We start from the raw sequence: 18844 nt of genomic DNA on the forward strand, positions 1-18844 counted from the left end.
ATTTGCTCCCGTCGGAGTTAGCACAATCTGGCGCTGGCTGTTACGCCAGCACCAGTGACCTGTTTGATCGAGAGTTACTCGTCTTCCAGCTCGATGTTGATACCCAGCGAACGAATCTCTTTCAACAGTACGTTGAAGGATTCCGGCATGCCTGGTTCCATCTGATGGTTGCCGTCCACGATGTTTTTATACATCTTAGTACGACCGTTCACGTCATCAGACTTAACGGTGAGCATTTCCTGCAGGGTGTATGCTGCGCCATATGCTTCCAGCGCCCACACTTCCATCTCCCCGAAGCGCTGACCACCGAACTGCGCCTTACCACCCAGCGGCTGCTGAGTAACCAGGCTGTAAGAACCGGTAGAACGCGCATGCATCTTGTCATCAACCAGGTGGTTCAGTTTCAGCATGTACATGTAGCCAACGGTAACCTGGCGCTCGAACTGCTCACCGGTACGACCGTCGAACAGTGTGATCTGACCGGAAGTCGGCAGGCCACCCAGCTGTAACAGTTCCTTGATTTCAGACTCTTTCGCACCGTCGAATACCGGCGTTGCGATCGGCATACCTTTTTTCAGGTTTTCAGCCAGACGCAGAACTTCTTCATCGCTGAAGGTATTCAGGTCAACTTTCTGACGAACATCTGAACCCAGATCGTAAGCACGCTGGATGAATTCGCGCAGTTTCGCGACTTCTTGCTGCTGTTTCAGCATGGCGTTGATCTTATCGCCGATACCTTTTGCAGCCATACCCAGGTGGGTTTCAAGGATCTGACCGATGTTCATACGCGATGGTACGCCCAGCGGGTTCAGTACGATATCTACCGGCGTACCGTTAGCATCGTGTGGCATATCTTCGATCGGGTTGATCTTAGAGATTACACCCTTGTTACCGTGACGACCTGCCATCTTATCACCAGGCTGGATCCGACGTTTAACCGCCAGATACACCTTAACAATCTTCAGCACGCCCGGTGCCAGATCGTCGCCCTGAGTGATTTTACGGCGTTTCGCTTCGAGTTTTTTCTCGAATTCGTGTTTCAGTTCGTCGTACTGCTCAGCCAGTTGTTCCAGCTGATTCTGTTTCTCTTCGTCGGTCAGGCCGAGTTCTAACCAGCGGTCACGCGGCAGTTTGTCGAGCTTCTCAGCTTCAACACCACCGGAAACCAGCACTGCGTAGATACGGCTGAACAGGCCAGCTTCGAGGATCTGCAGTTCTTCAGACAGGTCTTTTTTCGCCTGCTTCAGCTGCATCTCTTCGATTTCCAGCGCACGTTTGTCTTTTTCTACGCCATCGCGAGTAAAGACCTGAACGTCGATAATCGTACCGGAAACACCGTTTGGCACGCGCAGAGAAGAGTCTTTAACGTCAGACGCTTTCTCACCGAAGATCGCACGCAGCAGCTTCTCTTCTGGCGTCAGTTGGGTTTCACCTTTCGGCGTTACCTTACCAACCAGAATGTCGCCACCGGTCACTTCCGCACCGATATAAACGATACCGGATTCATCCAGTTTGGAGAGCGCAGCTTCACCCACGTTCGGGATGTCAGCGGTGATCTCTTCTGGCCCCAGCTTGGTGTCACGGGACACACATGCCAGTTCCTGAATGTGGATGGTGGTGAAACGGTCTTCCTGGACAACACGCTCGGATACGAGGATGGAGTCTTCGAAGTTGTAACCATTCCATGGCATGAATGCCACGCGCATGTTCTGACCCAGCGCCAGTTCACCGAGGTCGGTGGACGGACCGTCTGCCAGCACATCACCACGTTCAACCGGCTCGCCCAGAGATACGCAAGGCATCTGGTTGATACAGGTGTTCTGGTTAGAACGGGTGTATTTGGTCAGGTTATAAATGTCGATACCTGCTTCGCCCGGGTACATCTCGTCTTCGTTAACTTTGATAACGATACGGGAAGCATCCACGTACTGAACAGTACCGCCACGTTTAGCAACTGCAGTAACACCGGAGTCAACGGCAACAGCACGTTCCATACCGGTACCAACCAGCGGCTTATCAGCGCGCAGAGTCGGAACCGCCTGACGTTGCATGTTCGCACCCATCAATGCACGGTTGGCGTCATCGTGTTCCAGGAACGGGATCAGGGACGCACCGACGGATACCACCTGCTGGGTGGATACGTCCATGTAGTCAACCTGGTCGCGGCTGAACAAGCTGGATTCGCCTTTGCTACGGCAGGTAACCAGATCTTCTACAAAGTGGCCTTCGTCATCCAGGTTGGAGTTCGCCTGAGCGATAACGTAGTTGCCTTCTTCGATAGCAGATAGGTAATGAATTTCGTCAGTTACAACACCGTCGGTCACTTTACGATACGGAGTCTCGAGGAAGCCGTATTCGTTAGTCTGTGCATACACGGACAGGGAGTTGATCAGACCGATGTTCGGACCTTCAGGCGTTTCGATTGGACATACGCGACCGTAGTGAGTCGGGTGTACGTCTCGAACTTCGAAGCCTGCGCGTTCACGGGTCAGACCGCCTGGGCCGAGTGCGGAGATACGACGTTTGTGCGTAATCTCAGACAGCGGGTTGTTCTGGTCCATAAACTGAGACAGCTGGCTGGAACCAAAGAACTCTTTCACTGCTGCAGAAATCGGCTTGGCGTTGATCATATCCTGAGGCATCAGGGTATCCAGATCGCCCAGAGACAGACGCTCTTTCACCGCACGCTCAACACGTACCAGGCCAACGCGGAACTGGTTTTCCGCCATTTCGCCTACGGAACGGATACGACGGTTGCCGAGGTGGTCGATATCATCGACTTCGCCTTTACCGTTACGGATATCGATGAGCTTCTTCATCACTTCGATGATGTCGTCTTTGCTCAGGATACCGGAACCTTCGATTTCGTCGCGCAGCAGAGAACGGTTGAACTTCATACGACCAACCGCAGACAGGTCATAGCGGTCTTCGGAGAAGAACAGGTTCTCGAACAGGCTTTCAGCAGCTTCACGAGTCGGCGGCTCACCAGGACGCATCATGCGGTAGATTTCTACCAGTGCGCTCAGACGATCGTTGGTTGGGTCAACACGTACAGTTTCAGAAATGTACGGACCGTGATCCAGATCGTTAGTGAACAGCGTTTCGATACGCTTGTGACCAGACTGGCTCAGCTTAGCCAGCAGATCCAGGCTCAGCTCCATGTTAGCTGCGCAGATCAGCTCGCCAGTAGATTCGTCAACGTAGTCTTTAGCCGCAACTTTACCAGCAATGTATTCAACCGGAACTTCGATATGTTTGATATCGTCTTTTTCCAGTTGGCGAATGTGGCGCGCAGTGATGCGACGGCCTTTTTCGACGTAGACTTTGCCGTTAGCTTCAATGTCAAAGGAAGCGGTTTCACCACGCAGGCGTTCCGGCACCAGTTCCATCTGCAGCTTGTTGTCGCGAATTTCGAAAACAACTTTTTCAAAGAACAGGTCAAGGATCTGCTCAGTGGTGTAGTTCAGTGCACGCAGAATAATGGTCGCAGGCAGTTTACGGCGACGGTCAATACGTACGAACAGGTTGTCCTTCGGATCGAATTCGAAGTCCAGCCAGGAACCACGGTAAGGGATGATGCGCGCGTTATACAGCACTTTACCCGAAGAGTGGGTTTTACCTTTGTCGGAGTCAAAGAAGACGCCAGGACTACGGTGCAGCTGAGAAACGATAACACGCTCAGTACCATTGATTACAAAAGTACCGTTGTCAGTCATGAGCGGAATTTCGCCCATGTAGACTTCTTGTTCTTTAATGTCTTTTACGGTGCCTTCCGGCGCTTCGCGCTCGTAGATCACCAGACGCAGTTTTACGCGCAGCGGTGCGGAATAGGTCACGCCACGGATCTGACATTCCTGAACGTCAAACACCGGTTCGCCAAGGCGGTAGCTGACGTATTGCAGCTCGGAATTACCGCTGTAGCTCTGAATCGGGAAAACGGAACGGAAAGCTGCTTCCAGACCATACTGCCCTTCAGGATCTTGCTCGATGAACTTCTGAAACGAGTCAAGCTGGATAGAAAGGAGATAAGGTATGTCCAACACTTGTGGACGTTTACCAAAATCCTTACGAATACGTTTTTTCTCGGTATAGGAGTAAACCATTAGGGTTCCTCAGCTCGCTGACAAGTCGACCCATCTGTCCGACGAAGGGACAGTTTGTGCAACACTATTTTGTTGACCGGAAAATCGAATACTTTCCGCAATGCCTGTTGCTATCACGCTTAAACCATTTCATTGCGATTTACACAGAACTGATGCTCTGTCGCAGTATATTAAGACGTCGATAGAAACAAGCATTGAAAGGCACAGCAGTAGTCAAACAGTGTGAAATGCTACTGGCGCCTTACAGCGCAAAAAGGCTGGTGACTAAAAAGTCACCAGCCATCAGCCTAATTTCTTAGGCTGCAACCAGAAAAGTTGGCTTATTTAACTTCAACTTCAGCGCCAGCTTCTTCCAGAGATTTTTTCAGTGCTTCTGCGTCGTCTTTGCTGATGCCTTCTTTCAGGGCAGCCGGAGCAGATTCTACCAGGTCTTTAGCTTCTTTCAGACCCAGGCCAGTTGCGCCACGTACTGCTTTGATTACAGCAACTTTGTTAGCGCCAGCAGCTTTCAGAATTACGTCGAATTCAGTTTTTTCTTCAGCAGCTTCAGCCGGGCCAGCAGCTACAGCTACAGCAGCAGCAGCGGAAACACCGAATTTTTCTTCCATTGCAGAGATCAGTTCTACAACGTCCATTACGGACATAGCGGATACTGCTTCAATGATTTGATCTTTAGTGATAGACATTTAAATTGTTCCTGAAAATCAGAATAAGTTTATACGTAAGCAGATGCTTGAGAAAGATAACTGCGATTAAGCAGCTTCTTTCGCATCGCGTACAGCAGCCAGAGTACGAACCAGTTTGCCAGCCGAAGCTTCTTTCATGGTTGCCATCAGGCGTGCAATTGCTTCTTCGTAGGTCGGCAGAGTTGCCAGGCGATCGATTTGCGATGCCGGGATCAATTCACCTTCAAAGGCTGCGGCTTTGACCTCAAATTTTGCATTCGCTTTCGCGAACTCTTTGAACAGACGAGCAGCAGCGCCCGGGTGTTCCATAGAGTATGCAATCAGGGTCGGACCAACAAACGTGTCTTTCAGGCACTCGAACTGAGTACCTTCAACGACGCGGCGCAGCAGGGTGTTACGAACAACACGCATGTATACGCCAGCTTCACGACCTGCTTTACGCAGTTCAGTCATTTTATCTACAGTTACGCCACGGGAATCCGCAACTACTGCAGACAGCGCGCCTTTGGCTACTTCGCTGACTTCAGCAACAATCGCTTGTTTGTCTTGAAGATTTAAAGCCATTAGCTTTGCTCCTGGATGTTTGCCGGAACTCATGTTCCGGAACTCACTTCACTCTCCCCAACGGAAAGAGCGTCTAAATACGGTGAGCAGAAACAAGCCAGAGTATCAGAAATAATCTTAGCGTTCTGTCACCGTCTACGCAGGGCATTAAGTTTCTTACGAAACACCTGCGGTCTTCGACGGAGGCCTGGATAGGCCAGGCTCCAACGAACAAATCTTGTCTATGACTTCGCCCTTTGAACTGTAACCGCGTTAGCTGCTCTCGTTCACACCGGTCATGTAGTTAACTACACTCCCGGCGATTCACTCAATTGCTGCCTTGCTACAATTCAAATGACTCGCATAGAGTTCTGTTTATTTAAACAGAAACGTGGGGGTAAGATTGTAGACAAAATCACCGCCCACGTAAAGGCGAATATTAGTTCGCCACAGTCGCAGTCAGACCGGACTGATCAACGGCAACACCAGCACCCATGGTGGTGGAGATGCTAACTTTCTTGATGTACACGCCTTTAGCCTGAGTCGGTTTCGCTTTTTTCAGCGCAACCAGCAGAGATTCCAGGTTTTCTTTCAGTTTGTCAGCGTCAAAATCCACTTTACCGATGGTGGTGTGGATGATGCCGTTTTTGTCGTTACGGTAACGAACCTGACCTGCTTTAGCGTTCTTAACTGCTTCAGCAACGTTAGGGGTTACAGTACCAACTTTCGGGTTTGGCATCAGGCCGCGCGGGCCCAGAACCTGACCCAGCTGGCCAACAACGCGCATTGCATCCGGGGAAGCAATAACAACGTCAAAGTTCATTTCGCCTTTCTTGATCTGGTCAGCCAGATCTTCCATACCTACCAGCTCAGCGCCTGCAGCTTTAGCAGCTTCAGCGTTTGCGCCCTGGGCAAATACGGCTACGCGAACGGAACGGCCAGTACCGTGCGGCAGTACAGTTGCACCACGTACGTTCTGGTCAGATTTACGAGCGTCGATGCCGAGGTTAACGGCAACGTCTACGCTTTCTACGAATTTAGCAGTGGCCAGCTCTTTCAGCAGAGCAATAGCTTCGTTGATGTCGTACTGTTTAGTTGCATCAACTTTGTCACGGATCACGCGCATACGCTTGGTCAGTTTAGCCATTTCTTAGTCCTCCACTACCAGGCCCATGGAACGTGCAGTACCTTCAATGGAGCGAGTCATCGCTTCAATGTCGGAACCAGTCATGTCGGCAGCTTTGGTCTGCGCGATTTCCTGCAGCTGAGCGCGGGAAATTTTACCCACTTTGTCTTTGTTCGGCTTGCCGGAACCAGACTTGATACCAGCCGCTTTCTTCAGCAGAACTGCTGCCGGAGGCGTTTTGGTAACGAAAGTGAAAGAACGGTCAGCGTAAACGGTGATAACAACCGGGATCGGCAGACCTTTTTCCATGGAATCAGTTTTTGCGTTGAACGCTTTGCAGAATTCCATGATGTTCACGCCTTGTTGACCCAGTGCTGGACCTACCGGCGGACTCGGGTTAGCCATACCAGCTGCAACCTGCAGCTTGACGTAGGCCTGGACTTTCTTAGCCATTCTAAATTCCTCTAGTTGGGTTATAGCGCCTCAAGGAGGCTCCCCGTGATTAAATTCGTTTTACGGACAGGGCCCATAAAAACAAAAGGCGCGAAATTGTATTCCAATCTCGCGCCTTGTGCAACGATTAAATCGCCGCTTTTTTGATCGCTGTTTAGGCTTTTTCTACCTGGGCAAAGTCCAGTTCTACCGGGGTCGCACGACCGAAGATAGAAACAGAGACTTTCAGGCGGGACTTCTCGTAGTCCACTTCTTCAACCACGCCGTTAAAGTCAGCAAATGGACCGTCACTAACGCGAACCATTTCACCTGGCTCAAACATCGTTTTCGGACGCGGTTTATCGCCAACCTGCTGCAGACGGTTCATGATCGCATCAACTTCTTTGTCGCTGATCGGCGCCGGACGGTCAGATGTACCGCCGATAAAGCCCATCACACGCGGCACGCTGCGCACCAGGTGCCAGCTTGCGTCATTCATCACCATCTGGACCAGTACATAGCCCGGGAAGAATTTACGTTCGCTCTTGCGACGCTGGCCACCACGGATTTCGACCACTTCTTCGGTCGGCACCATGACTTCGCCAAACAGCTCTTCCATATTTTGTAACTTGATATATTCGCGCAGCGACGTGGCTACGCGGCCTTCAAAACCGGAAAACGCCTGAACGACGTACCAGCGCTTTTTAGGGGCTTCAGACATCTTAGAACCTCAGGCCAGTGATAAAGGATACCAGGCGAACCAGAATACCATCCAGTCCCCACAGGATCAGTGACATTACTGCGGTAACCGCAGCCACAATTAATGTGGTGTGCAATGTTTCCTGGCGAGTTGGCCAAATGACCTTACGGACTTCGGTTCTCGCTTCACGGGCAAAAGCAACGGTCGCTTTACCTTTTGTTGTCAACAGCGCGACACCACCCGCTGCGGCAATCAGAATCACTACGGCCAGCGCACGCAGCGGCAGCATCATGTCACGATAGAGGTAGTTGCCAACGATAGCTACAAGCAGCAATACAGCGACAACAACCCACTTCATCGCTTCCAGGCCGCGCCCGCTTCCTTGAGCTTCGGTATTCGCACTCATAAACCAACCTGTCAGAAGTATTCTACAAACATTTTCACCCCGCGTAAGCGAGGCGATCCAAACCGAAATGCTCTGGTGCGTTTCGGACTAAACGCCCTCTTCAGAGCCTGTCTCAGCAATGATTATGACAAAAAAAATCACTGATGAGCCAGGTTCTGGTGTGAAAGCGTGCAAAAAGGGCATCAAATGATGCCCTTTTATTGCGCATTGCGTCAAATGTTATTCGGCAATTAGCTCATTACTTTGGCAACAACGCCCGCACCAACAGTACGGCCGCCTTCACGGATTGCGAAACGCAGACCGTCGTCCATCGCGATTGGGTGGATCAGGGTAACAACCATTTTGATGTTGTCGCCCGGCATTACCATCTCTACGCCTTCTGGCAGTTCGATGGTACCAGTCACGTCAGTAGTACGGAAGTAGAACTGCGGACGGTAGCCTTTGAAGAACGGAGTATGACGGCCGCCTTCGTCTTTGGACAGAATGTACACTTCAGATTCGAACTTGGTGTGCGGCTTGATAGAGCCCGGCTTAGCCAGTACCTGACCACGTTCGATTTCTTCACGTTTGATACCACGCAGCAGAACACCAACGTTCTCACCAGCACGGCCTTCGTCCAGCAGTTTGCGGAACATTTCAACGCCAGTACAGGTAGACTTAGCAGTCTCTTTGATACCAACGATTTCAACTTCTTCACCAACTTTGATGATACCGCGCTCTACACGACCGGTAACAACGGTACCACGACCGGAGATGGAGAATACGTCTTCGATAGGCAGCAGGAACGGCTTGTCAATCGCACGCTCTGGTTCTGGGATGTAAGAATCCAGGAAGCCAGCCAGTTCGATGATTTTCGCTTCCCACTCTGCTTCGCCTTCCAGCGCTTTCAGAGCAGAACCACGAACGATCGGAGTGTCGTCGCCCGGGAAATCGTACTGAGACAGAAGTTCACGAACTTCCATTTCTACCAGTTCCAGCAGCTCTTCGTCATCAACCATGTCGCATTTGTTCAGGAACACGATGATGTACGGAACGCCTACCTGACGACCCAGCAGGATGTGCTCACGAGTCTGCGGCATCGGGCCGTCAGTCGCAGCAACAACCAGGATCGCGCCGTCCATCTGCGCAGCACCGGTGATCATGTTTTTAACATAGTCGGCGTGGCCCGGGCAGTCTACGTGTGCGTAGTGGCGAGTCGGGGTGTCATATTCAACGTGAGAAGTGTTGATGGTGATACCACGAGCTTTTTCTTCCGGCGCGTTATCGATCTGGTCGAATGCACGAGCAGCACCGCCGTAGGTTTTAGCCAGTACGGTAGTGATTGCAGCGGTCAGCGTTGTTTTACCATGGTCAACGTGGCCGATAGTACCGACGTTAACGTGCGGTTTAGTACGTTCAAATTTTTCTTTAGACATCGATTGTCCCTCTAAGACACGGATAAATCGGTGATATCACCACATCAACCAGGCAATATACCTGAGCTGTTGAATGCTTTTAAAAGTAAACAGAGAGAAACGGGAAGGAGAAGTGAAGTGGTGCTGATACCCAGAGTCGAACTGGGGACCTCACCCTTACCAAGGGTGCGCTCTACCAACTGAGCCATATCAGCACGTCTGGAGCGGGCAGCGGGAATCGAACCCGCATCATCAGCTTGGAAGGCTGAGGTAATAGCCATTATACGATGCCCGCATCCTGAAACTCGGCTACCCAGTTCTTTCTGCAACAAAAAAGAGATTTCTCTCTTTTCTGTTCGAGCTGATTAATTTTTTAATCAACTCAGGCGGCGATAACGCTGCCAGAAAGTGGTGGTGGGGGAAGGATTCGAACCTTCGAAGTCTGTGACGGCAGATTTACAGTCTGCTCCCTTTGGCCGCTCGGGAACCCCACCGGACTTGATGGTGCCGACTACCGGAATCGAACTGGTGACCTACTGATTACAAGTCAGTTGCTCTACCTACTGAGCTAAGTCGGCATCAAGTAGCGCGCATTTTATGGAGACACGCGCACTCATGCAACTAAAAAATTGCATAAAATGTTCTATCGCTCACATTTTGCACTATACGACCGATAAATAATCTATTTCCTCTTTGGATTGGACAAATTTCCAACGTCACGTGCCTCCTCTGGGAGGAATTTTGCTCCGGCAGGTACGCTTTGATAGAGAGAAAGCACATCTTTATACATCTGGAATACCCGTCACATTGCATTTCAGAGGATGATTTTTTCTTATTATTCCCCCCCATCTGGTGTTACCCTCCTGCCCATTGTCCAAATTAACTGAAATGTGCGTGCCATTGCGTACCGGGATGATTTCGTTTTTTACCGCAGACCTGATATAGCAATGACAGCCAGACCATGCGTATGAGTATAAAAGAGCAAGCGTTAACGTCGCCTTACCTACAGTTTGATCGCAACCAGTGGGCTGCGCTTCGTGATTCCGTGCCGATGACCCTGACCGAGGAAGAGATTGCTCGTCTTAAAGGCATTAACGAAGACTTATCGCTGGAAGAAGTTGCCGAGATTTATTTGCCTCTCTCGCGTTTGCTAAACTTTTACATCAGTTCGAACCTGCGACGTCAGGCCGTGCTGGAGCAATTTTTAGGCACGAATGGCGAGCGTATTCCTTATATTATTAGCATTGCTGGCAGCGTCGCCGTCGGTAAAAGTACGACTGCGCGTGTTTTGCAGGCTTTGCTCAGTCGCTGGCCCGAGCATCGCAAGGTTGAGTTGATTACTACCGATGGCTTTCTCCACCCTAACCAGGTATTGAAAGATCGTGGACTGATGAAGAAGAAAGGCTTCCCCCAGTCCTATGATATGCATCGCTTGGTTAAATTCGTTTCCGATCTGAAATCAGGCGTACCTAACGTCACGGCGCCGGTCTATTCCCATCTCATCTATGATGTGATCCCTGATGGCGACAAAACCGTTGCCCAGCCCGACATATTAATACTCGAAGGGCTAAATGTATTACAAAGCGGGATGGACTATCCTCACGATCCGCATCATGTATTTGTTTCTGACTTTGTCGACTTTTCTATTTATGTTGATGCGCCAGAAGAATTACTCCAGACGTGGTATATCAACCGTTTCCTGAAATTCCGTGAAGGGGCGTTTACCAACCCGGACTCTTATTTCCATAACTATGCAAAATTATCAGAAGATGAGGCTATCAACACCGCCACATCGTTATGGAAAGAGATTAACTGGCTGAATTTAAAACAAAATATATTACCAACGCGTGAGCGAGCAAGCTTAATCATGACGAAAAGTGCCAATCATGCCGTTGAGCAAGTCAGGTTGAGAAAATAAATAAAAAAGGGGAGCAACAGCTCCCCTTCTTATTACTCAGCGCTTCTTAGCGATATTTCTCCACCCATCCAGGGTTTGATCTCGCCATTTTGTTCAAGCAATAATGCACCTTGCGCGTCTATTCCACGAGAGATGCCAAATATTTCTTTATCGCCAATAATAAGTTTGACCGGGCGGTCGATAAAGTTATCCAGTCTCTTCCAGCGAGACAGATACGGCGCTAAACCTTCGTGCTCAAAGAGCACTAACGCAGCACGCAACTCACGTATCAGTCGGGCAGCAAGGGTATTGCGATCAATGTTAATGCCCGCTTCCTGCAAGTTAATCCAGCCTTGATTCACCACATTTTCTTCAACCCGGCGCATGGACATATTAATACCCGCACCGATAACAATCTGCGCGGCATCTCCTGTCTTACCGGTCAGTTCAACTAGGATCCCTGCCAGCTTACGGTCGAGCAAATAGAGGTCGTTGGGCCATTTTACACGTACCTTCTCTGCGCCCAGATCGCGTAAAACCTCAGCCATGACGATACCAATAACCAGACTCAGGCCAATCGCGGCAGCCGGTCCTTGTTCCAGCCGCCAGAACATGGAAAGGTACAGGTTGGCACCAAACGGTGAAAACCATTTGCGACCACGGCGGCCGCGCCCGGCCTGCTGATATTCAGCGACGCAGGCATCCCCTGACTCCAGTTGACCTATTCGATCCATCAGGTACTGATTGGTTGAGTCGATAACCGGCAGAACAGTGATATTACCGCCATCTAGTTGAGAATGAATAAGAGAGGCATCTAATAGTTGGATAGGCTCCGGTAAGCTGTATCCTTTACCTGGAACAGTAAAGACATCAACCCCCCAGTCGCGTAACGTCTGGACATGCTTATTGATTGCGGCACGGCTCATTCCCAACTTTTCACCGAGCTGCTCACCGGAATGGAATTCGCCGTCAGCGAGTAATGAAATAAGCGTCAGAGGGACGGTATTATCCTTCATGCAATGATCTCCACAGCATTCAATTCACCCTGCGGGCCAATAAACCGGACCTCTGGTTCGAGCCAGACATTAAATTTCTCACCGACTTTTTGGCGCACATGGTGTGCAAGTTGCACCACATCCTGACTCGTCGCATTGTCTGCATTGATCAGCACCAGAGCCTGCTGTTGATGTACCGCTGCGCCACCAATGCGCATGCCTTTTAGCTGACACTGATCGATAAGCCAGCCGGCTGCCAGTTTCACAGAACCATCAGCCTGCGGGTAATGAGGTGCTGTTGGGAATTTTGCCAGGAGCTCCTGCGCAATCTCTGCGGTGACAACCGGGTTTTTAAAGAAGCTTCCTGCATTACCGTTTACTTTCGGATCGGGCAGTTTTGTCGTGCGCATATGGCAGACAGAATCAAAAACCTGCTGAGGCGTCACCGTTGTAGGATCCAGGCGCGTCAGATCGCCATAGGTCAGTACCGGATGCCACTGTTTAGACAAGCGTAAACCAACAGCAATAATTGCGAAGCGATCCTGGTATTCATGTTTGAAGATGCTGTCACGATAACCAAAGCGACATTCTGCCGCACCAACGCGCAGATGTTTGCCAGTCGACAGCTCAACGCAGTCTACGTATTCGCAGACGCGCTGTAGCTCTACGCCATAGGCACCAATATTCTGGATTGGCGATGAACCCACGCAGCCTGGGATAAGCGCCAGATTTTCCAGGCCAGGCATACCAAGCTGCAACGTATGCTGGACCAGATGATGCCAGTTTTCACCCGCACCTACGTGCAAATGCCACGCATCAGGTTGTTCTGTAATCTCAATACCCTTAATACGGTTGACGATCACCGTACCCTGGAAGGTATCAAGAAACAGGACGTTGCTCCCTTCGCCCAGAATCAGTACTGGATGATGCGATGCATTGGCTGATTGCCAGGCATTCAGTAATTGTTGTTCATTTTCGGCGCAGACAAGTTCATTCGTTTGCTGATCGATACCGAAGGTGTTCCAGGCTTTAAGGGAGTGATTCATAGACGCTTTCCTGATGCAAAATCGCGCCTAGTTTACCGCATATACCGCTGGATGGCTTGTGTTATGGAGGTTTTGGATATTGCTTTGCACCCGATGGTGCGGTGTTGTGATGTGCCTGATGCGCTGCGCTTATCAGGCCTACAAAATACATTCAGCCCTGCCTCTGTAGGCCGGATAAGGCGGTACGCCGCATCCGGCGGTTTTCATCCCGCACAGACGCAAAAAAGCCCATCCGTCAGGATGGGCTTCTTCACTTTAATTAATGCCTGGCAGTTCCCTACTCTCGCATGGGGAGACCCCACACTACCATCGGCGCTACGGCGTTTCACTTCTGAGTTCGGCATGGGGTCAGGTGGGACCACCGCGCTACAGCCGCCAGGCAAATTCTGTTTATCAACACACCTCCTGGGCATGTCGATGTTATCTGTATCAGGCTGAAAATATCTCTCTTCGCCAAAACATCTTCGGCGTTGTAAGGTTAAGCCTCACGGTTCATTAGTATCGGTTAGCTCAATGTATCGCTACACTTACACACCCGACCTATCAACGTCGTCGTCTTCAACGTTCCTTCAGGACCCTTAAAGGGTCAGGGAGAACTCATCTCGGGGCAAGTTTCGTGCTTAGATGCTTTCAGCACTTATCTCTTCCGCATTTAGCTACCGGGCAATGCCATTGGCATGACAACCCGAACACCAGTGATGCGTCCACTCCGGTCCTCTCGTACTAGGAGCAGCCCCCCTCAATTCTCCAGCGCCCACGGCAGATAGGGACCGAACTGTCTCACGACGTTCTAAACCCAGCTCGCGTACCACTTTAAATGGCGAACAGCCATACCCTTGGGACCTACTTCAGCCCCAGGATGTGATGAGCCGACATCGAGGTGCCAAACACCGCCGTCGATATGAACTCTTGGGCGGTATCAGCCTGTTATCCCCGGAGTACCTTTTATCCGTTGAGCGATGGCCCTTCCATTCAGAACCACCGGATCACTAAGACCTGCTTTCGCACCTGCTCGAGCCGTCACTCTCGCAGTCAAGCTAGCTTATGCCTTTGCACTAACCTCCTGATGTCCGACCAGGATTAGCTAACCTTCGTGCTCCTCCGTTACTCTTTAGGAGGAGACCGCCCCAGTCAAACTACCCACCAGACACTGTCCGCAACCCGGATTACGGGTCTACGTTAGAACACCAGCCATTAAAGGGTGGTATTTCAAGGATGGCTCCATGCAGACTGGCGTCCACACTTCAAAGCCTCCCACCTATCCTACACATCAAGGACCAGTGTTCAGTGTCAAGCTATAGTAAAGGTTCACGGGGTCTTTCCGTCTTGCCGCGGGTACACTGCATCTTCACAGCGAGTTCAATTTCACTGAGTCTCGGGTGGAGACAGCCTGGCCATCATTACGCCATTCGTGCAGGTCGGAACTTACCCGACAAGGAATTTCGCTACCTTAGGACCGTTATAGTTACGGCCGCCGTTTACCGGGGCTTCGATCAAGAGCTTCTCCTTACGGATAACCCCATCAATTAACCTTCCGGCACCGGGCAGGCGTCACACCGTATACGTCCACTTTCGTGTTTGCACAGTGCTGTGTTTTTAATAAACAGTTGCAGCCAGCTGGTATCTTCGACTGATTTCAGCTCCATGGGTAAACCACTTCACCTACATATCAGCGTGCCTTCTCCCGAAGTTACGGCACCATTTTGCCTAGTTCCTTCACCCGAGTTCTCTCAAGCGCCTTGGTATTCTCTACCTGACCACCTGTGTCGGTTTGGGGTACGATTTCGTGTTACCTGATGCTTAGAGGCTTTTCCTGGAAGCAGGGCATTTGTTACTTCAGCACCGTAGTGCCTCGTCATCACACCTCAGCGTTAATAAGGTACCGGATTTACCTGGAACCTCCGCCTACATGCTTAAACCGGGACAACCGTCGCCCGGCTAACATAGCCTTCTCCGTCCCCCCTTCGCAGTAACACCAAGTACAGGAATATTAACCTGTTTCCCATCGACTACGCCTTTCGGCCTCGCCTTAGGGGTCGACTCACCCTGCCCCGATTAACGTTGGACAGGAACCCTTGGTCTTCCGGCGTGCGGGTTTTTCACCCGCATTATCGTTACTTATGTCAGCATTCGCACTTCTGATACCTCCAGCATACCTCACGATACACCTTCAACGGCTTACAGAACGCTCCCCTACCCAACAACACATAGTGTCGCTGCCGCAGCTTCGGTGCATGGTTTAGCCCCGTTACATCTTCCGCGCAGGCCGACTCGACCAGTGAGCTATTACGCTTTCTTTAAATGATGGCTGCTTCTAAGCCAACATCCTGGCTGTCTGTGCCTTCCCACATCGTTTCCCACTTAACCATGACTTTGGGACCTTAGCTGGCGGTCTGGGTTGTTTCCCTCTTCACGACGGACGTTAGCACCCGCCGTGTGTCTCCCGTGATAACATTCTTCGGTATTCGCAGTTTGCATCGGGTTGGTAAGTCGGGATGACCCCCTAGCCGAAACAGTGCTCTACCCCCGAAGATGAATTCACGAGGCGCTACCTAAATAGCTTTCGGGGAGAACCAGCTATCTCCCGGTTTGATTGGCCTTTCACCCCCAGCCACAAGTCATCCGCTAATTTTTCAACATTAGTCGGTTCGGTCCTCCAGTTAGTGTTACCCAACCTTCAACCTGCCCATGGCTAGATCACCGGGTTTCGGGTCTATACCCTGCAACTTAACGCCCAGTTAAGACTCGGTTTCCCTTCGGCTCCCCTATTCGGTTAACCTTGCTACAGAATATAAGTCGCTGACCCATTATACAAAAGGTACGCAGTCACACCCCAAAGGGTGCTCCCACTGCTTGTACGTACACGGTTTCAGGTTCTTTTTCACTCCCCTCGCCGGGGTTCTTTTCGCCTTTCCCTCACGGTACTGGTTCACTATCGGTCAGTCAGGAGTATTTAGCCTTGGAGGATGGTCCCCCCATATTCAGACAGGATACCACGTGTCCCGCCCTACTCTTCGAGTTCACAACACATGCACTTTTGTGTACGGGACTTTCACCCTGTATCGTGCGACTTTCCAGACGCTTCCACTAACACACATGCTGATTCAGACTCTGGGCTGCTCCCCGTTCGCTCGCCGCTACTGGGGGAATCTCGGTTGATTTCTTTTCCTCGGGGTACTTAGATGTTTCAGTTCCCCCGGTTCGCTTCATTACGCTATGTATTCACGTAATGATAGTGTGTCGAAACACACTGGGTTTCCCCATTCGGAAATCGCCGGTTATAACGGTTCATATCACCTTACCGACGCTTATCGCAGATTAGCACGTCCTTCATCGCCTCTGACTGCCAGGGCATCCACCGTGTACGCTTAGTCGCTTAACCTCACAACCCGAAGATGTTTCTTTCGATTCATCATCGACTTGCAAAAATTTGAGAGACTCGAACACACCATTTTTCATTTCTTATTACGGAGAAATGAAACAGTGTGTCGTTTCAATTTTCAGCTTGATCCAGATTTTTAAAGAGCAAAACTTCGCAGTGAACCTTTTCAGGTACACTCTGAAGTTTTCTTGTGTTTTTGCAGTAAGAGATGGTGGAGCTATGCGGGATCGAACCGCAGACCTCCTGCGTGCAAGGCAGGCGCTCTCCCAGCTGAGCTATAACCCCATCGTAGAATGCTAATCTCTGTACCCTAATTCGTTTCCGGGCAAGGCGCGGTGGTGCGAAGCATACTGAAGTATGCGAGCATCGCCGTAACACAGCACGGAGGCGAATTTGGTAGGCCTGAGTGGACTTGAACCACCGACCTCACCCTTATCAGGGGTGCGCTCTAACCACCTGAGCTACAAGCCTGCAGAGATTTTCTTACTGCTAATTTTCATCAGACAATCTGTGTGAGCACTGCAAAGGTCGGTTCTTTAAGGTAAGGAGGTGATCCAACCGCAGGTTCCCCTACGGTTACCTTGTTACGACTTCACCCCAGTCATGAATCACAAAGTGGTAAGCGCCCTCCCGAAGGTTAAGCTACCTACTTCTTTTGCAACCCACTCCCATGGTGTGACGGGCGGTGTGTACAAGGCCCGGGAACGTATTCACCGTGGCATTCTGATCCACGATTACTAGCGATTCCGACTTCATGGAGTCGAGTTGCAGACTCCAATCCGGACTACGACATACTTTATGAGGTCCGCTTGCTCTCGCGAGGTCGCTTCTCTTTGTATATGCCATTGTAGCACGTGTGTAGCCCTACTCGTAAGGGCCATGATGACTTGACGTCATCCCCACCTTCCTCCAGTTTATCACTGGCAGTCTCCTTTGAGTTCCCGGCCTAACCGCTGGCAACAAAGGATAAGGGTTGCGCTCGTTGCGGGACTTAACCCAACATTTCACAACACGAGCTGACGACAGCCATGCAGCACCTGTCTCAGAGTTCCCGAAGGCACCAAAGCATCTCTGCTAAGTTCTCTGGATGTCAAGAGTAGGTAAGGTTCTTCGCGTTGCATCGAATTAAACCACATGCTCCACCGCTTGTGCGGGCCCCCGTCAATTCATTTGAGTTTTAACCTTGCGGCCGTACTCCCCAGGCGGTCGACTTAACGCGTTAGCTCCGGAAGCCACGCCTCAAGGGCACAACCTCCAAGTCGACATCGTTTACGGCGTGGACTACCAGGGTATCTAATCCTGTTTGCTCCCCACGCTTTCGCACCTGAGCGTCAGTCTTTGTCCAGGGGGCCGCCTTCGCCACCGGTATTCCTCCAGATCTCTACGCATTTCACCGCTACACCTGGAATTCTACCCCCCTCTACAAGACTCTAGCCTGCCAGTTTCGGATGCAGTTCCCAGGTTGAGCCCGGGGATTTCACATCCGACTTGACAGACCGCCTGCGTGCGCTTTACGCCCAGTAATTCCGATTAACGCTTGCACCCTCCGTATTACCGCGGCTGCTGGCACGGAGTTAGCCGGTGCTTCTTCTGCGAGTAACGTCAATCGCTGCGGTTATTAACCACAACGCCTTCCTCCTCGCTGAAAGTACTTTACAACCCGAAGGCCTTCTTCATACACGCGGCATGGCTGCATCAGGCTTGCGCCCATTGTGCAATATTCCCCACTGCTGCCTCCCGTAGGAGTCTGGACCGTGTCTCAGTTCCAGTGTGGCTGGTCATCCTCTCAGACCAGCTAGGGATCGTCGCCTAGGTGAGCCGTTACCCCACCTACTAGCTAATCCCATCTGGGCACATCCGATGGCAAGAGGCCCGAAGGTCCCCCTCTTTGGTCTTGCGACGTTATGCGGTATTAGCTACCGTTTCCAGTAGTTATCCCCCTCCATCGGGCAGTTTCCCAGACATTACTCACCCGTCCGCCACTCGTCACCCAAGGAGCAAGCTCCTCTGTGCTACCGTTCGACTTGCATGTGTTAGGCCTGCCGCCAGCGTTCAATCTGAGCCATGATCAAACTCTTCAATTTAAAAGTTTGATGCTCAATGAATTAAACTTCGTAATGAATTACGTGTTCAC

The 18844-nt window shown here is 51.0% G+C and carries 11 protein-coding genes, 6 tRNA genes, 3 rRNA genes and 1 pseudogene; 2 read left to right on the forward strand and 19 right to left on the reverse strand.

The features are described from left to right. Positions 1-74: 74 nt before the first annotated feature. The 12 genes from rpoB to JQN59_RS22715 all read right to left on the reverse strand — a co-directional run bounded on the left by rpoB (position 75) and on the right by JQN59_RS22715 (position 9968). Positions 75-4103, reverse strand: a complete 4029-nt coding sequence (rpoB, locus tag JQN59_RS22660) for a DNA-directed RNA polymerase subunit beta (RefSeq protein WP_003033111.1) — start codon at positions 4101-4103, stop codon at positions 75-77. Positions 4104-4423: 320 nt separating this feature from the next. Beyond that, positions 4424-4789, reverse strand: a complete 366-nt coding sequence (gene rplL, locus JQN59_RS22665) for a 50S ribosomal protein L7/L12 (RefSeq protein ID WP_003033114.1) — start codon at positions 4787-4789, stop codon at positions 4424-4426. A 66-nt stretch (positions 4790-4855) separates the two neighbouring features. Then, entirely contained in the window at positions 4856-5353 is a 498-nt protein-coding gene (gene rplJ, locus JQN59_RS22670; RefSeq protein WP_001207203.1) for a 50S ribosomal protein L10, read from the reverse strand. Between the two features lie 418 nt (positions 5354-5771). Continuing rightward, entirely contained in the window at positions 5772-6479 is a 708-nt protein-coding gene (gene rplA / locus JQN59_RS22675; RefSeq protein ID WP_003033119.1) for a 50S ribosomal protein L1, read from the reverse strand. Positions 6480-6482: 3 nt separating this feature from the next. After that, a complete protein-coding gene (gene rplK / locus JQN59_RS22680; RefSeq protein ID WP_003033122.1) occupies positions 6483-6911 on the reverse strand; it encodes a 50S ribosomal protein L11 in 429 nt (142 codons plus the stop codon). A 154-nt stretch (positions 6912-7065) separates the two neighbouring features. Continuing rightward, positions 7066-7611, reverse strand: a complete 546-nt coding sequence (nusG, locus tag JQN59_RS22685) for a transcription termination/antitermination protein NusG (RefSeq protein WP_003033125.1) — start codon at positions 7609-7611, stop codon at positions 7066-7068. A gap of 1 nt (position 7612) precedes the next feature. Next, positions 7613-7996 (reverse strand): preprotein translocase subunit SecE, encoded by a 384-nt coding sequence (secE, locus tag JQN59_RS22690; protein WP_003033128.1) that lies wholly within the window; start codon positions 7994-7996, stop codon positions 7613-7615. A 230-nt stretch (positions 7997-8226) separates the two neighbouring features. Then, positions 8227-9411, reverse strand: a complete 1185-nt coding sequence (gene tuf / locus JQN59_RS22695) for an elongation factor Tu (RefSeq protein WP_003031109.1) — start codon at positions 9409-9411, stop codon at positions 8227-8229. Between the two features lie 118 nt (positions 9412-9529). After that, positions 9530-9605, reverse strand: a tRNA-Thr gene (locus JQN59_RS22700). Between the two features lie 5 nt (positions 9606-9610). Beyond that, a tRNA-Gly gene (locus JQN59_RS22705) sits at positions 9611-9685 on the reverse strand. 114 nt (positions 9686-9799) lie between these two features. Continuing rightward, positions 9800-9884 (reverse strand) — tRNA-Tyr (locus JQN59_RS22710). Positions 9885-9892: 8 nt separating this feature from the next. Continuing rightward, a tRNA-Thr gene (locus JQN59_RS22715) sits at positions 9893-9968 on the reverse strand. Positions 9969-9987: 19 nt separating this feature from the next. Here JQN59_RS22715 and JQN59_RS27055 point away from each other — a divergent pair. Further along, a pseudogene (locus JQN59_RS27055) lies at positions 9988-10068 on the forward strand (hypothetical protein); the annotation flags it as partial. Positions 10069-10357: 289 nt separating this feature from the next. Continuing rightward, the gene (gene coaA, locus JQN59_RS22720; RefSeq protein ID WP_003031107.1) at positions 10358-11308 is read left to right on the forward strand and encodes a type I pantothenate kinase; all 951 of its coding nucleotides are present in this window, start codon (positions 10358-10360) and stop codon (positions 11306-11308) included. Positions 11309-11340: 32 nt separating this feature from the next. Here the strand turns inward: coaA and birA are convergent, their stop codons facing one another. The 7 genes from birA to JQN59_RS22755 all read right to left on the reverse strand — a co-directional run bounded on the left by birA (position 11341) and on the right by JQN59_RS22755 (position 18794). Then, positions 11341-12303: a bifunctional biotin--[acetyl-CoA-carboxylase] ligase/biotin operon repressor BirA gene (gene birA, locus JQN59_RS22725; RefSeq protein WP_003826969.1), complete on the reverse strand. Its 963-nt coding sequence runs from the start codon at positions 12301-12303 to the stop codon at positions 11341-11343. After that, positions 12300-13328: a UDP-N-acetylmuramate dehydrogenase gene (gene murB / locus JQN59_RS22730; RefSeq protein ID WP_126319588.1), complete on the reverse strand. Its 1029-nt coding sequence runs from the start codon at positions 13326-13328 to the stop codon at positions 12300-12302. Before murB ends, birA begins: the two co-directional genes overlap by 4 nt. A gap of 264 nt (positions 13329-13592) precedes the next feature. Then, positions 13593-13708, reverse strand: a 5S ribosomal RNA gene (gene rrf, locus JQN59_RS22735). 94 nt (positions 13709-13802) lie between these two features. Continuing rightward, a 23S ribosomal RNA gene (locus JQN59_RS22740) occupies positions 13803-16710 on the reverse strand. Between the two features lie 209 nt (positions 16711-16919). After that, positions 16920-16995: transfer RNA gene (locus tag JQN59_RS22745), tRNA-Ala, on the reverse strand. A gap of 109 nt (positions 16996-17104) precedes the next feature. Next, a tRNA-Ile gene (locus JQN59_RS22750) sits at positions 17105-17181 on the reverse strand. 71 nt (positions 17182-17252) lie between these two features. Then, positions 17253-18794 (reverse strand): 16S ribosomal RNA (locus JQN59_RS22755). The 16S, 23S and 5S rRNA genes sit together here with 2 tRNA genes alongside, the layout of an rRNA operon. Positions 18795-18844: the final 50 nt, after the last annotated feature.

The sequence above is a fragment of the Citrobacter sp. B72 genome, assembly GCF_016894305.1.
Taxonomy (GTDB): domain Bacteria; phylum Pseudomonadota; class Gammaproteobacteria; order Enterobacterales; family Enterobacteriaceae; genus Citrobacter; species Citrobacter portucalensis.